The 13821-nt window shown below is 65.0% G+C and carries 15 protein-coding genes; all 15 read right to left on the bottom strand.

From position 1 onward, the window contains the following. Genes HDG34_RS07890 through HDG34_RS07820 form a run of 15 tightly spaced genes read right to left on the bottom strand, consistent with a single transcriptional unit; the run spans window position 1 to window position 13819 of the window. A complete protein-coding gene (locus HDG34_RS07890; protein ID WP_184058978.1) occupies window positions 1-1329 on the bottom strand; it encodes a FliI/YscN family ATPase in 1329 nt (442 codons plus the stop codon). After that, window positions 1322-2035, bottom strand: coding sequence for a FliH/SctL family protein (locus tag HDG34_RS07885; protein WP_184058976.1), 714 nt, complete (start codon window positions 2033-2035; stop codon window positions 1322-1324). Before HDG34_RS07885 ends, HDG34_RS07890 begins: the two co-directional genes overlap by 8 nt. After that, on the bottom strand, window positions 2032-2598 hold the full coding sequence (locus HDG34_RS07880; RefSeq protein WP_184058974.1) for a hypothetical protein: 567 nt from the start codon (window positions 2596-2598) through the stop codon (window positions 2032-2034). The genes HDG34_RS07885 and HDG34_RS07880 overlap by 4 nt, the downstream gene beginning before the upstream one ends. Continuing rightward, complete coding sequence (gene fliF / locus HDG34_RS07875; protein WP_260321073.1) at window positions 2585-4129, bottom strand: flagellar basal-body MS-ring/collar protein FliF; 1545 nt, start codon at window positions 4127-4129, stop codon at window positions 2585-2587. The genes HDG34_RS07880 and fliF overlap by 14 nt, the downstream gene beginning before the upstream one ends. Before the next feature lie 13 nt (window positions 4130-4142). After that, window positions 4143-4478 carry a flagellar hook-basal body complex protein FliE gene (fliE, locus tag HDG34_RS07870; RefSeq protein WP_184058971.1) on the bottom strand — a complete coding sequence of 112 codons (336 nt, stop codon included), beginning with the start codon at window positions 4476-4478 and terminating at the stop codon, window positions 4143-4145. Continuing rightward, entirely contained in the window at window positions 4478-4951 is a 474-nt protein-coding gene (gene flgC, locus HDG34_RS07865; protein ID WP_184058969.1) for a flagellar basal body rod protein FlgC, read from the bottom strand. The genes fliE and flgC overlap by 1 nt, the downstream gene beginning before the upstream one ends. Before the next feature lie 4 nt (window positions 4952-4955). Beyond that, window positions 4956-5321 carry a hypothetical protein gene (locus HDG34_RS07860; RefSeq protein ID WP_184058966.1) on the bottom strand — a complete coding sequence of 122 codons (366 nt, stop codon included), beginning with the start codon at window positions 5319-5321 and terminating at the stop codon, window positions 4956-4958. Between the two features lie 14 nt (window positions 5322-5335). Next, window positions 5336-6478: a flagellar basal body P-ring protein FlgI gene (locus HDG34_RS07855; protein WP_260321072.1), complete on the bottom strand. Its 1143-nt coding sequence runs from the start codon at window positions 6476-6478 to the stop codon at window positions 5336-5338. Then, window positions 6478-7065: a flagellar basal body L-ring protein FlgH gene (locus tag HDG34_RS07850; protein ID WP_184058964.1), complete on the bottom strand. Its 588-nt coding sequence runs from the start codon at window positions 7063-7065 to the stop codon at window positions 6478-6480. The genes HDG34_RS07855 and HDG34_RS07850 overlap by 1 nt, the downstream gene beginning before the upstream one ends. 7 nt (window positions 7066-7072) lie before the next feature. Next, window positions 7073-7855 (bottom strand): hypothetical protein, encoded by a 783-nt coding sequence (locus HDG34_RS07845; protein WP_184058962.1) that lies wholly within the window; start codon window positions 7853-7855, stop codon window positions 7073-7075. Window positions 7856-7864: 9 nt separating this feature from the next. Beyond that, window positions 7865-9046 (bottom strand): transferrin-binding protein-like solute binding protein, encoded by a 1182-nt coding sequence (locus tag HDG34_RS07840; protein ID WP_184058960.1) that lies wholly within the window; start codon window positions 9044-9046, stop codon window positions 7865-7867. Between the two features lie 57 nt (window positions 9047-9103). Beyond that, window positions 9104-9877 carry a flagellar hook-basal body protein gene (locus HDG34_RS39820; RefSeq protein ID WP_184058958.1) on the bottom strand — a complete coding sequence of 258 codons (774 nt, stop codon included), beginning with the start codon at window positions 9875-9877 and terminating at the stop codon, window positions 9104-9106. A 2-nt stretch (window positions 9878-9879) separates the two neighbouring features. Then, window positions 9880-10602, bottom strand: a complete 723-nt coding sequence (locus HDG34_RS07830) for a flagellar hook-basal body protein (protein WP_184058956.1) — start codon at window positions 10600-10602, stop codon at window positions 9880-9882. Window positions 10603-10649: 47 nt separating this feature from the next. Then, window positions 10650-12752: a flagellar biosynthesis protein FlhA gene (locus HDG34_RS07825; protein WP_184058954.1), complete on the bottom strand. Its 2103-nt coding sequence runs from the start codon at window positions 12750-12752 to the stop codon at window positions 10650-10652. Next, complete coding sequence (locus HDG34_RS07820; protein ID WP_184058952.1) at window positions 12749-13819, bottom strand: flagellar biosynthesis protein FlhB; 1071 nt, start codon at window positions 13817-13819, stop codon at window positions 12749-12751. The genes HDG34_RS07825 and HDG34_RS07820 overlap by 4 nt, the downstream gene beginning before the upstream one ends. Window positions 13820-13821: the final 2 nt, after the last annotated feature.

Raw genomic sequence — 13821 nt, 5'->3', positions numbered from 1 at the left:
TCATGCAACTTCCCGAAGCAAAGCAGCGAGCGCGTTGATGGTCGTCGCGCGCGGCGTCGTCGCATCAGGGGCCTGACGCAGAAAATCGATTAGCGCGGCGCGCTGTTGCAGCGCGCGATCGAGCGCCGGGTTGCTGCCTGGCGCGTAAAGCCCCGATTCGACGAGCGTGCGCGACGCTTCGTACGCTGCAAGCTGCGCGACGGCTTCGGCGGCGAGCCGCCGTTCGTTGGGCTCAGCGACGTACTGCATCACGCGGCTAATGCTTCTCGGCACCTGAATCGCCGGGTAGTGACCCTGTTCGGCGAGTTCGCGCGTCAACACGATATGGCCGTCCAGCAGCGCGCGCATCGTCTCGGCCATCGGATCGTCGATGTCGTCGGTCTCGGTGAGCACGGTCATCAGCGCGGTGATCGCGCCACTGTTCCTGATTGCGCCGCACCGCTCGACGATTTTCGGCAGCGCGGCGAACACGCCCGGTGTGTACGCGCGAACGGTCGGCGGCTCGCCGGCGGCGAGGCCGATCTCGCGCAGCGCGAGCGCATAGCGCGTGACCGAATCGAGAAGCAGCAGCACGTGCGCGCCCTGCGCACGAAAATACTCGGCGAGCGACAGCGCCACCTGCACGCTGCGGGCGCGCATCACGGCAGGCTGGTCGGAGGTTGCGACTACCATCGTGGAGCGGGCGCGCGCGCTGTCGGACAGCGCACGCTGCCAGAACTCCTCCGCTTCGCGGCCCCGCTCGCCGACGAGGCACAGCACGCAGACGTCGGCTTCGACGTGGCGCGCGAGGCTCGCGAGCAGGGTCGTTTTGCCGACGCCGCTGCCCGCAAAAATGCCCACGCGCTGGCCGACGCCAAGCGTTAGCAGGCCGTCGAGCGCGCGAATGCCGGTCTCCAGCGGCTCGACCGGCGAGAGGCGATCGAGCGGCGGCGTGCAGACGCCGGCGAGCGGCCATGAGGCGTCGTTCGCGGGAAGCGGTGCACCGCCGTCGAGCGGCCGGCCCAGGGGATCGACGACGCGTCCGAGCCAGCGTGGCCCAACGGGGATCGTTGCTCCCACTCGCATCGCGCACACCGGGTCGCCAACGCAGATCCCTGCCGTCGACGTGTACGGCGCCAGCGTGACGCGGCCCACCTCGACCTTGACGACTTCCGCCTCGCATTGCTGCGGACCCGGCGCGCCGAGTGAGCAGCGCGAGCCGAGCGGCACGCCGGGTCCGTCCGCTTCGACGAACGTCGGCATTACGCGCGTGATCGCGCCGACCCGGGTCGCCGGATCGACCTGACGCATTGCGGCAAGATAGCGGTGGAGCGAGGGACGGTCAGTCATCGGCGCGAAGTTCGTCGAGCGTGCGATTGAAATGCGAGAGCTGCCGCGGCAGGCTCACGTCGAGGCGGCCGAGTGTCAGATCGATCAGGCACGCGCCGGCAGCCAATTGCGGATCGGCGTCGACCGTCAGTGCGGTATCGCGCGTGAGCGTGGCGAATGCGTCGCGCAGCGCATCGGCGTCAGGAAAGTCCTTCGCGGACACGCGCACGCCGATCGCCGACCCCGCCGCGATCTGCGCGAGATGATGGCGCGCGGTTTGCACGACGAGCGCCGCACACGCAGTGGTGTCGCCGAGGGTTTTCCGCAGCGCGGCTTGTGCGACATCGAGCGCGAGGCTTTCGACTTCTTGCAGGCGGTCGCGCAACGCAGCGAGCGCCGCGTCGATACCGGCGACGAGTGCTTCGATCCGCTGCACGTGATCGAGCTTGACGCGCGCTACCCCCTTTTCGATGCCTTCTTCGATGCCTCGCTGATAGGCGGCGCGTTCCCGTTCCTCGAAGTCGCGGATTTGCTCGGCATGCGTTTGCGCAAGTTCCGCCAGTTCGCGTCTGAGTTCGTCGATCTGTGCGTCGGTTTGGAAAGCGTGCTGAACTTGCACCGGCACGTGTTCGGACGGCTCGGCGGCTACGGCAACCAGCGTGGCTCGACCGAGCGTCTTGCGTCCGCTGCCCAGCGTGACCTGCGCGGCTTTCAGCAGCAGACTCATGCGGACCGCCCCATCCAGCGGCGAAGCTTCTGGTGGAGCCGCAATGGTTCGACCTGCGGCGGCTTGCCGTCATCATCAGAGATATCGCCGAGTTGCGCGCTGGCTGTGAGCGCCGCGGCCTGCAACGCCGTACGCGCGCGCTCCGTGATGTCATATGCACGACCATGTGACGCGAGCATTGCGCGGCGCTCGGGCGGCAACGCAATGATCATGGCCTCGCGGGTCGGTGCGTTCACGCAAGACATCAACCGGCAAAGCAGTTCATGCGGCAAGGTCTCGGCGAAACGCGCAAGCCGTGATGCGGAGAGTCGCGCGTCTTCAGGCGAATGGCCGTCGCTGGCAATCGCAACGCGGTCATCTGTCGCCGGGGCCGTCATCGCCGCCACCAGATTTCCGGGTGCGACGCGCGCGGCGTCAGCGAGCAGCGGTCGCAAGCGCGCGCGCTCGTCGTGCGAGAGCGCGCTCCAGATCGCCTCGATATCGTCGATCGCAAGCCTGCTCAGATCGGCAACCGCGCGCCTCAGACAGCGTTCGCGCGATGCGTCGCGCTCAGGCGTGGCCATGCTGCTCTCCTTCTTCGGCGAGCAGCGCACGCAAGCGCAGCACGTAGGCTTCGCGCTGATGCAGACTCAAAGCACGTGACGACGAGCGACGGGAAGCACGACGCCGGCGCATCGCGAGCAACGCACCAATGATGCCGACGAGCAACAGGGCAGAGCAAACGCCGGCGGTCGGATGACTGGCCATCCATTGCGCGAGGTGTTGGACCACAGCCTCCACGCGCCGTGCGTCGGCGTCGCGTGCAGCGGAATTTGCGACGGCCAATGCGACGGGTTCGGATGCGTCGCGAATCGTGGCGCCGGCCTCCAGATCCGCGCTCGCATCGGGCTCGACTGGTGCCGCAACGCCGGCGTTCGCGGGCGTCGTTTGCGCAACCGCACTCGTCGCTACGTCGGCGGAGTGACGCACATAGATAGACAGCACATCACCGCGCGCCGCGTCGAAACCGATTGACGCGCCCAGCATCGCGTTTATGCGTGTCATATCGTCTTGCGGCAAGGCATGGTCGAGCACGATGCCGACTGATAGCCGGCGGATCGAACCGGGTTCCGACACGATCTGCTCGAGACTGCGATCGGTCTTTGTCCCCTCCACGGAGGGCATTGCGGGCAGCGGTGGCGTGCCAGCGGGCGGCAACGCATTTGCGTTTTTCGTTGACGGCAGCGGCGGCGTGGCGCTGGCCGCGCCGTCGGCGTTGACGATGGGCCGGGTGACACCCGACTCGCGCGTCGTGCGCGTCTGCGCGAAGTCAAGCGCCGCGTCGACGCTGACGCTCACATGACCGTCGCCGACCAGCGGCGCAATCTGCGTAAGGATCTTACGTTCGTAGCGTTGCTCGATCGCCTGCTTCAACGTGAAATGCGGGTCGTCGGTCAGCGCGTTTTCGCCGGCTTTCGTGCCCGCGACGCTGCCGCGTTGATCGAGCACAGTGACGTCGTTGGCGGACAGCTCGGGCACCGCGGCGGCCACGAGCCGCTGGATGCCGCGCACCGTTTCGGGAGCGAGCGCCTGGCCGTCGCGCATGAACAGCGCGACCGAGGCCTTGGGCCGCGCCGCATCGCGCCGGAACAGCGACGACTCAGGCAGCGTCAGATGCACGCGCGCGAGGTCGATCTCGTCGAGCGTCATGATCGTGCGCGCGAGTTCGCCTTGCAACGCGCGCTGATAGTTGACCTTCTGCGCGAACTCGGTGAGGCCGAGATCTGAGTTATTGAACAGCTCGAAGCCGACCGCGCCGTGCAGGCGCAGATCGCTGCTCATCAGCTTCAGACGCAGTGCGCGCGTATCGCCGGCGGGCACCAGAATCGCGGAGGTCTCGTCGTCGATCCGGTAGGGTACCTTCTGTTTGTCGAGTTCGGCCACGAGCGCGGACGCGTCCTGCGGCTTCAGATCGCGGAACAGGACCTGATAGCCGGGCCGTGACAGGAAGAACGCGGCTGCCATCGCGCCGCATAGCAGCAGTGATAGCGCGCCGACCATCAAGAATTGCCGCTCGCGCGGCGCATCGGCAAAAAACGACTTGAAGCGGGACATGCTGGCTTCCATTTCAGAGTTGCATCCGCATCAGTTCCTGGTAGCCCTCGACGAGGCGCGAGCGGATCTGCAACGCGAATTGCAGCGATATGCGGGCCTGTTCGAGCGCCATCATCACTTGATGCGGCGGCAGGTCCGCGCCGAGCGCGAAGTCGGCAATCGCTGCATTGGCGGTGCTGACCTGCGTGTCGACCGATTGCAGGCCATCGACGAGTAGAGCGCCGAAGCCGGGTTGAGTGGTCGCGCCGAGGCCTTGCTCCACTTGCGGCGCGAGCGACGGCGCCAGGCCGGTTTGCCACGTTGGCGCGAGAAAGCCCGGTTCGAGCGCGGAGATGACGGCGATGCTCATCAGTGACTCCCCATTTCGAGGGCACGCAGATACATCGAGCGTGCCGCGTTGAACATCACCGTGTTGGCTTCGTACACGCGCAACGTCTGCACCATGAGCGCCATCTCGCCGGCATGATCGAGACCGGCGTAGGACACGAAGCCTTTCGCGTCCGCGTGCGGATGCGACGGGTCGTAGACGAGGCGCGGCGGCGCGTCGACCGTCTCGATGCCATACGTCTGCACGCCCCCGAGCCCATGCGTGGTGGGAAGTCCCGCGGCGCTGTGCGCACCGGGCGTGCCGCCGTTGCCGAGCAGACCGGGGAAGTCCCCTGCGGCCAGGCGCGGCCCCGACACGAGCCGCAGCGGCTGATAAGACGCGCCGCTTGCCGTGCGCGTCGTGCCCGCATTGGCCAGGTTCTGCGCAATGACTTCCATGCGTTGGCGCTCGACGTCGAGTCCGGAGCGCGCAATCGCGAAGATGGAATCGTTCATCGGTTCAGCCTCCGCCTATCGCGAGTTTCTCGATCTGCATCGTGCGATCGAGCATACCGGCCAGCATCGCGTAGCGTGCCGAGGTTTCAGATGCCGTAGCAATTTCGTCGTCGATTCGCACGGTATTCGAGGCGAGCGGCAGCGGCGCGTCGATGCGGGGCGCGACACCCGCGACACGCGCGAGCACGCTGGCCGGCGTGTCGCCGGGGTGCAACGCGGCGGCGTCGCGCAAGGCATCCTCGAACGACACCCGCAGCGGCGTGAAATTCGCCGAGCCGGCGTTGGCCACGTTCTGCGCGGTGGCCGTTTGCCGTGCGAACAGCCCGTCGAGGGCCTTGCCGGCGATGGCGGCGACGAGGTTGATCGTCATAGCGGTTCCTCCTGTTATTGAACGATGATGTCGGCGTGCAACGCGCCCGCCGCCTTGATGGCTTCGAGAATCGCGATCACGTCGCGGGTGCTGACACGACTGCGCGAGAGCGCTTGCACGAGTTCGCCGACCGAGCCGTAGGGGAACGTTGCGGCGACGGTCTGGCCGGGTTCGTCGACGGAAAGATCGCTGTTGCCGATCACGAGGCTGCGCACGCCGCGGCCCGCAATGCCGATCTGCTCGGGTTGCGACGCCGAGTATTCGGTCGTGACCGTCACGCGAATGTCGCCGTGCGAAATCGTGATCGGCGAGATGTGCGTGTCGCCGCCGGCGACCACGGTGCCCGTGCGTTCGTTGATGACGACACGTGAGCCCTGATCGGGCACGACGCCGAGCGTCTCCACGCGCGCTACGAAACTGTTGAGCGCGCTGCCTTCACCGGGCGCGCGGATCTGGACGGTTTCCGCGTCGAGCGAGCGCGCGCTGCTGGCGCCGAACGCCTGGTTGATACGCTGTGCGATGCGCTCTGCCGTGGTCGCATCCGCGTTGCGCAGGACGAAGTTCAGATAGCCGTCCTGCGTGACGAGCTCGGCGCGCACCGGTACTTCGACGATCGCACCTTGCGGCACGGTACCGACCGTCGGATGATTTTTCTGGCGCAGATTGCCGTTGGCGTCGAAGCGGTAGCCGCCGACCGTTATCGGTCCTTGCGCGAGTGCGTACGTCTTGCGGTCGGGGCCGCGCAGCGGCGTCATGATCAGCGTGCCGCCCGACAGGCTGCGTGCATCGCCCATCGACGTGACGTTGATGTCGATCCGGTCGCCGATGTTGGCGGTCGGCGGCAGCGAGGCCGTAATCATGACCATGGCGACGTTGCGGCTCTGGATCTGGTCCTGGGTCAGATTCAGATCGAACTGCGACATCATGTTCATCATGGCCTGACGCGTGGCCTGATTGCGCGGCGTGTCGCCCGAGCCCGCGAGACCCGACACGATGCCGTAGCCGACGAGCATGTTGTCGCGCCAGCCGAGAAAGCGTCCGAGGTCTTTGAGGCGCACTTCATTTGCCGCGTGCGCTGGACCGCTGCCCGCGGCCATCGCGCATACGAGCAGCAGTACGGCCTGGATAACCCGCATCGTGCGAGAAGAGAGCCGCATTACCATAAGCCCAACCATGCGAGAAAGCGGGGAATGAGGCCGGGTCTCGACCGATCGGTGATGAAGCCTTCGCCGACGTAGTCGATCTTCGCGTCCGCGAGGCGGTTCGACTGCACTGTGTTGTTCGCGGCGATGTCGACCGGACGCACGCGGCCTTGCAGATGGATGCGCGTCTTTTCGCCGTTGACGTCGATGGCCTGTTCGCCGGCGACGATCAGGTCACCATTCGGCTCAGTCGCCTCCACACGCGCGCTGATCTGCGCGAGCAAACGGCCCGTGCGCTGGATCTGTCCGCGTCCGCCGTAGTTATCGCCGAGGCCGATCTGCGCAGCATTGCTGCCGGCCCACATCGTCGACACGTTGCCCTGCACAGCCACGTTCGTTTTGGTCGACGTGTCCGCAGTATTGCTCGCGGTCGAGTTCTCATAGACGAGGATCGTGACGATGTCGCCCGGGCGCGAGGCGCGGCGGTCCGAGGTCAGCGACTGGTAGGCGTCGCTGTGGAAGAGGTCGGCGGCGTGGGTGGGCGTGAGCGCGCACCAGGCGATGCCTATCGTTGCCAGCGTTGAACGGATCTTGGGTTGCATGACTGAGTTACTTCGACAGCGAGGTGGTAGCAGGAATGGCCACGATGTCGTGATCGCCTGTCGCGATCATGGTTACGCGGCCACTCGCGCTGTCCGTTAATGCGATGCCGGTTCGCCAGACGGTGACGGCACCCGTTCGTACAACGGCCACAATGCGTTCGCCGCGAATGACCTGGGCGAGACGTTGTGAGGGGATGCCGGTTATCACGTCGCCGCGCGTGAGGTCCTGAGCCGCGCGCGCGAGGCGCGCTTTGTCGTCGTAATGAACGCCACGTGTAACCGCGTCCCGCGGGCACGCGATATCACGCACGCCGTCGAACGTGATTGCATCTCCTTTCGAGAGATCACGAAGTAGTTCGACGCAGCGTGCCGCCGGCACAGACCGGACTTCGCGCGCTGGATCAGGCGTAGCGCGAACAGGTCGGCTGATGATGACGGCCGGCTGTCCGTCCTGCGTCGCAAGCCACGGCGTGAGAGCCGGAATCTGCCGTCGGGCCGCTTCGGTCAGACGCCGCGGCTCGATGGCAACACTCGCATCCGCTTCGCGTAACCTTGCGACGACGAGATCGGCCGCCTGCTTTTGCAAGGCGACAGGCAAAGCGCTCACCTCCGCGATATCGCCGAATCGCACTATGCTGCTGTCGAAGTCGGCGACGTTTCGGAATGTCAGCGTTGTACTGGACGCGTGAACCGCCGCGCTCGCCGCCATGCAGGCAAGCGCGATGGCTAACGGGTCGAGCCGGCGAAAACGGATAGGCGACATGAGATCGGGCACGCCTGGATCGAACACGGGGCGGCCTTATCTGATCGTGAGTGCGAAGCCGGCGACGACCTCACTGAACGGAAAGGTCGACCAGTTGGTGTAGTTCAGTACTCCACCAATTTCCTCGCCTTTGGGGCCGTAGAACCGGCCGCTGATCCGTCCGGTTGATGGATAGCCGTCGTTCGATTTGAGATCGCACGAGAACGCGTTGTTGACCACATCGATGTCGGCGTCGCAGGTGAACAGAGGCGGTGACATTTCGGCTTCCGCCACGCTCCAGTCATTTGCCACTGAGATCCTGGTCACCTTCGGCACCTGAAAAGAGATCTTCCTCGCGTCCATATCGGCCACGCCCTGAATAACAGCCCCGGCGAGCGGATAGCTCGGCGAGCCTACCCAGTCGGTCTGATAGCGCAACTTGCCGACCAACGCTCCGGCATACGTGCGCGAGTGAATCTGGCCAAAGTCTTCCGGGCGAGTCTGGCTGCCAAATGCGAATCCGCCCGAGGTGACCCAATAGTCGGTGACGTAGATAGCGGTTCGGCTCGCCTCCCAGGCGCCGGCCGCGACATAACCGCTACCGTTCTGTCCGCGTACGAGCGCGAACCTCAACGGATTGCCGGATGAGATGTCGTAGTTGATGCCGAGGATCCGCTTCTGACTATTTATCAGGGAAACCACGAGTTCGTCGAATGACGGCGCGGTCGGTGCACCGTCGACGCTGGCCATGGCCGGCATGCTTGCGCCGATCTGCGAAAGATAGCCGCCGGTGACCGACGATTTGGAAACGAGCCGCAGTTTGATATCCCCGGAAACCGGGTTCGTAATCGAATCGATCACAGCAACAGGGTCTGGCGGGAAGGTATAGCTGAGCTTCGAACGAGCGTTCATCGCGACGCTTTGCACGCCTTCGATGGACCCGAGAGGGAGGTCGGCGATCTTCACGTAGCCCGGCGTCGGCGGCCCGACTTCGGCGTCGGGCGGGGGCGTCGCGCCTGCGTTGTCGGGCGGTGAGGTTGGCTCGCCGGGTAGCGTCTCCGCAGACGTTTTCGGGGCGGACGCGTCGACGCTGCCCGAATCGCGATCGGGATTCGACGCCGCGTTTTGTTCGCTGGCGTTGGACGAACTCGCATTGTCCGAGTTACCTCCGCCCCCGCAGCCGATGAGAGTGAGCGTGCAACACGCTGCGAGCAGCGTTTTTTTGAACGTAAATTGCATGGTGTGTTTTTGGGTTCGTCTCACTGTTGAATGTCGGTCGATGCATTCCAGCGCTGATTACCGCTTCAACCCATTCGCAATCGCCATCAACTCGTCGCCGGCCTGCACGAGTCGCGCATTCGACGCATACGCACGCTGATACAGCATCAGACTGACGAGCTCATCCGACAGCGACACGTTCGAGGCTTCGCTGAATCCTTGCGCCAACGTCCCAGCGTTGTCTTCGCCGGGACGCACGCGGCTGACAGTGATCCCATCGTCCTGAATGCGATAGATTCCGTCGCCGGCCGATTGCAGCGCGCGCACGTCAGTCGGCATCACGAGTTCGATTTCGCCGAGATCAATCGGGTCGGTCTGGTTCGGCAGAACCGCCTGCACCTGGCCGGTCGTCGAAATGGTGATGCTGGAGGCGTCGCGCGGAACGGAAATCATCGTTTTGAGCGGCAGGCCGTTCGACGCAGTCAGATAACCGTCGGCCCCGACGTGCAGCGTGCCGCCGCGCCACAACGTGGCCGGTCCCGAGTCCGACGCCAGTTCGATGAAGCCGTCGCCCCGAATCGCGAGATCGAGCGCGCTGCCGGTCGGGCGCAACTCGCCCGCCGTGAAAACGTGCAGCGACGGGTCGGCCGCCACGCCCGCGGCGATGGTGACGGTTTCGTTGGCCGGGGCGCGGCTGAGTGGGGCGACCGCCGACGTCAGTAACTCGCTGAAGGACACCGTGCCGCGCTTGAACGCCGGTGTGTTCATGTTCGCGATGTTGTTCGCGGTGACGTCGACGGCTGTCTGCTGCGCGTTCAAGCCCATCGCGCCGATATAAAAAACGTTGTTCACGCTTACATGTCTCCCAAACGCTGCAAAACGGCGCCGAGCATGTCGTCGTACGCATGCACGAGCTTCTGGCCGGACTCGACGCGGCGCATTGCCTCCATCATCTGCATCATGTCGTTGCCGAGCGCGACGTTCGACGATTCGATAAAGCCCTGCGCGATGTGCGGCTGTTCGGCGTCGACGGCCTGCGCGTCCGTGGCATGGAACAGGCCGTCCGCGCGGCGCTCGAGTTGGGTCGGATCCGTAAAAGTTGCGACGCGTATCACGGCCGAAGGCGTGCCGTCGTCAATCAGCGTGCCGTCGCTGGCGATCTGCCAGTTGCCCGAACGCAAGACCACGTCGCCGCCACCCGCGGCTTGCAACGCCCAATTCTGGGCCGTGACGAGACGTCCGTCGGCCTCGCGATGGAACGCGCCGAGCCGAGTGTAGGCCGGACCGCTCGCTGTCATGACCTCGAAGAAGCCGGAGCCGCTGATCGACAGATCGAGCGGATTGCCGGTGTGGACCAGCTTGCCGGCGGAGAAGTCGGTGGCGATGCCGGTTGGAGGCGGCACGAGCATGGCAGACACAGGGACCGTCCCGGTGCGTCCGGCTGCCAGCACGTCGTCGAACGCGATCTGCCGCTTGTAGCCGGGCGTGGCCACGTTCGCGAGGTTTTGCCCAGCGGTTTCGATCCGGCGCGTTTCGTGCGAGATCAGGCTGGCCGCGACAGTCATCATGTTATCCATCAGGAATCCGTTTCAATTTGGCAGGCAGGTAGCAAGCTGCTCGACACTCAGGCGGCGAGCGCTGTAGCGTTCGAGGGCTGCGCGGCGCGCGCGGGAGCCCGAGCCGCAGTTGCGTCGAGACTGACCATCGCGAACGATCTCAGGCTGATCGAGTGCGGAACCTCGTTCATCGAGAGCACGGCGAGCCGTGGCGCAACACGATGCGTGAAGGTTTTCAGATGACGACGAATTTCCGGGCGGCACAGCAACGCAGGTTTGAGGTTCTGCCGCATCATCGCGTCGACCTGCGCGGCGAGCCGGGCGAGGAAGCTTTCGGCCAGACGCGGGTCGAGCACGAACGCGCCTGCGCCGTCAGCACCCTGCAGGTTCTGCACGATCGCGTTTTCGAGCGCGGGGTCGAGCGTCAGCACCGCAAGCGCATCGTGATCGCTCTGGATTGCCTGACAGATGCCGTGGCCGAGCCGCTGGCGCACACGCTCGCTCAACGCGGCAGGGTCTTTTTCATGCCGACCCGCGTCGACCAGCACTTCGACGATCAGGCCGATATTGCGGATCGCGACCTGCTCGGTCAGCAGATTCTGCAAGACGTGCTGCACGTCGCTGACGGCGAGCACATTCGGCACGAGTTCCTCGACGAGGCCGGGTGTGCGTGAACGCACTCCTTCGAGCATCGCGACGACTTCGGTGCGCGACAGCAACGCGGGTACGTTGGCCTTGATCACCTCGGTGACGTGCGTGATCAGCACGGTCAGCGGATCGACCGCGGTGTAACCGAGCGAGCGCGCGCGCGACAGGTCGGCCGTATCGATCCATACCGCGGGCAGCCCGAAGGCCGGATCGTGAGTGGCGATGCCGGGCACCTTCTCACCCTTGTCCGACGAGTGAATGGCGAGTGTTTTTTCCGGATACAGCGTTGCCTGACCGAAGCGGTCTCCGAACAGCAAGATCCGGTAGTCGTTGGAGCCAAGCTGCGCGCCGTCGCGGAACACCACGGGCGGAATGGACACACCCATCTCGGCCGCGTACTGTTTGCGAAACGCCGCAATGCGTTCGGCCAGCAAGCTTTGCGTCGGGATCCATGCGGCCGTCAGCGCGGCGCCGAACGACACTTCGACGGCCGGCAGATCGGTGGCCTGGGTGGCCGCGGCCGCGTCGCTGTCGTCTCCGTCCGTCGCGGCCTGGTTATCCGGCGCCGCACTTCGTTTGCGGCGCGCGATCCACCAGGCGCCACCCGCAATCGTTGCAAGGATCAGCACGGGCCACTTCGGCATGCCCGGCAGCGCGAGCAGGCCGGTCAGCGCGACCATGACGAGGATCTGTATCTTCGGGAATTGCACGAGCTGACGCAGCACCTCGTTGCCGAGCTCCCCGTCCGCAGACGAGCGCGTGACGATGATGCCGGTCGCGACGGAAATGATCAGCGCGGGCACCTGCGTGACGATGCCGTCGCCGATCGTCAGCAGCGTGAAGGTCTGCATTGCCTGGCTGAGCGGCATGCCCATCTGCGCGACGCCGACCGCCCAGCCGCCGAGAATGTCGATCAGCAGGATCATGATGCCGGCTACCGCATCGCCTTTGACGAACTTGCTCGCGCCATCCATCGAGCCGTAGAAGCCAGCTTCCTTTTCGAGCGCCTTGCGTCGGCGCTTCGCTTCGTCCTGATCGATGAGACCCATGTTGAGGTCGGCGTCGATACTCATCTGCTGGCCGGGCATCGCGTCGAGTACGAAGCGCGCGGCGACTTCCGACACGCGCTGCGCGCCGGTCGTGACCACCACGTATTGCACGACGATCAGGATGAAGAAGACGATCAGGCCGATGACGAAGTTACCCTGCACGACGAATGCGCCGATTGCCGCGATGACCTGGCCCGCTTCGGCGCCGGACAGGATCAGACGGGTCGCGGCGATGTTCAGCGACAAGCGGAACAGCGTCGCGATCAGCAGCAGGGAAGGGAACGTCGAGAACTCGACGGGTCGCGACACGTAAAACGTCATCAACAGGATCGTGAACGCGAATGCGAAATTGACGATGATGAACAGGTCGAGCGCCCCTGCCGGAATCGGTGTAAACAGCAGCAACAGGATCGCGACGACGGCGAAGACGAGCGCGAGGTCGGAATGATTGCGCAGACGGGATCGAAGCGTCATGCGGACATCACCTGCGACGGCGCACGTCGCGCCTGCAAATAGATCGCCGCGGTATCGCGATACAGATCGCCCGGCACCTCGCGTTCGAGCACTGCCTTGAAATAGAGCGCGCGGGCGAAACGTGGCGACTCGATGACCGGCACGCCGTAGATGAAGGCGAGCTTCTTCAGACGCAGTGCAAAATCGCCGGCCCCTTTGGCGACGACATGCGGCGCGGCCATCCGTGACGGATCGTATTTCAGACCGACCGCATAATGCGTCGGGTTCGCGACGATCACGTCCGCACTACGCACCGCCTTCATGCTGCGCGAACGCTGCAGCAATTCGCGCTGCAACTGGCGGCGCCGCTGCTTGATGCGCGGATCGCCTTCGCGCTGCTTCATTTCCTGCTTCTGCTCGTAGCGGCTCATACGCATCTTTCTCGCGAATGAGCGTCGCACCAGCACCTGGTCGAGCAACGCGAACACCGACGCGGCCGCGAGCAGCATGAAAAGCAGGTGGACGCCGCTAGCGAGCAGCGTCTGCGCAATGCGTACCGCGGACAGGTCCTCATGTGCGAGCGAGACGGCCGCATCGATGATCGTGAAACGGATGATCGCCACATAGACGACCATCTTGAAGCATGCCTTGGCGGCTTCGATCAGCGTCTGTGTCGAGAAAACACGCCTGAGACCTTGCACCGGATTCAGCTTGCTGGTGTCCAGCCTGAGTGCGCCGGGGGCGAACAGGAAGCCGGTCTGCATCAGCGCTGACAGTAGCGCGCTACCCATCGCAATCGCAATCAGTGGCGCAACCGCGTGCGCGCCCTGCAGCAGCAGCGCCGCGCACGCGACCGGCAGCGCACGGCCGCTTGCGTCGAGTGACGCGGCTTCGCTCAGCGCATGAGCGCCGAGCGAAGCGAGACGTGCCGCCATTTCTCCGCCCCACACTGACAGGTAGCCGGTACTCGCAAGCAGGCCGAGCACCATGCCGAGCTCCTGGCTGCGCGGCACCATACCCTTCTTGCGCGCCTGATCGAGCTTGTAAGCAGTGGCCTGTTCCGATTTGTTCTGTTCCGTATCCGACATGA

Source organism: Paraburkholderia sp. HC6.4b, from assembly GCF_014200875.1.
GTDB lineage: Bacteria > Pseudomonadota > Gammaproteobacteria > Burkholderiales > Burkholderiaceae > Paraburkholderia > Paraburkholderia tuberum.
This window is presented reverse-complemented; position numbering and strand designations above follow the sequence as displayed.

What these genes read in the sequence shown, in the direction of transcription:
- HDG34_RS07860 (WP_184058966.1), bottom strand. Translation starts at nt 5,321, where the DNA reads ATGACGATCAACCTCGTCGCCGCCATCGCCGGCAAGGCCCTCGACGGG.
- HDG34_RS07825 (WP_184058954.1), bottom strand. Translation starts at nt 12,752, where the DNA reads ATGACGCTTCGATCCCGTCTGCGCAATCATTCCGACCTCGCGCTCGTC.
- HDG34_RS07880 (WP_184058974.1), bottom strand. Translation starts at nt 2,598, where the DNA reads ATGGCCACGCCTGAGCGCGACGCATCGCGCGAACGCTGTCTGAGGCGC.
- HDG34_RS07830 (WP_184058956.1), bottom strand. Translation starts at nt 10,602, where the DNA reads ATGGATAACATGATGACTGTCGCGGCCAGCCTGATCTCGCACGAAACG.
- HDG34_RS07820 (WP_184058952.1), bottom strand. Translation starts at nt 13,819, where the DNA reads ATGTCGGATACGGAACAGAACAAATCGGAACAGGCCACTGCTTACAAG.
- HDG34_RS07855 (WP_260321072.1), bottom strand. Translation starts at nt 6,478, where the DNA reads ATGCGGCTCTCTTCTCGCACGATGCGGGTTATCCAGGCCGTACTGCTG.
- HDG34_RS07890 (WP_184058978.1), bottom strand. Translation starts at nt 1,329, where the DNA reads ATGACTGACCGTCCCTCGCTCCACCGCTATCTTGCCGCAATGCGTCAG.
- HDG34_RS07885 (WP_184058976.1), bottom strand. Translation starts at nt 2,035, where the DNA reads ATGAGTCTGCTGCTGAAAGCCGCGCAGGTCACGCTGGGCAGCGGACGC.
- flgC (WP_184058969.1), bottom strand. Translation starts at nt 4,951, where the DNA reads ATGAACGATTCCATCTTCGCGATTGCGCGCTCCGGACTCGACGTCGAG.
- HDG34_RS07840 (WP_184058960.1), bottom strand. Translation starts at nt 9,046, where the DNA reads ATGCAATTTACGTTCAAAAAAACGCTGCTCGCAGCGTGTTGCACGCTC.
- HDG34_RS07850 (WP_184058964.1), bottom strand. Translation starts at nt 7,065, where the DNA reads ATGCAACCCAAGATCCGTTCAACGCTGGCAACGATAGGCATCGCCTGG.
- fliE (WP_184058971.1), bottom strand. Translation starts at nt 4,478, where the DNA reads ATGAGCATCGCCGTCATCTCCGCGCTCGAACCGGGCTTTCTCGCGCCA.
- fliF (WP_260321073.1), bottom strand. Translation starts at nt 4,129, where the DNA reads ATGTCCCGCTTCAAGTCGTTTTTTGCCGATGCGCCGCGCGAGCGGCAA.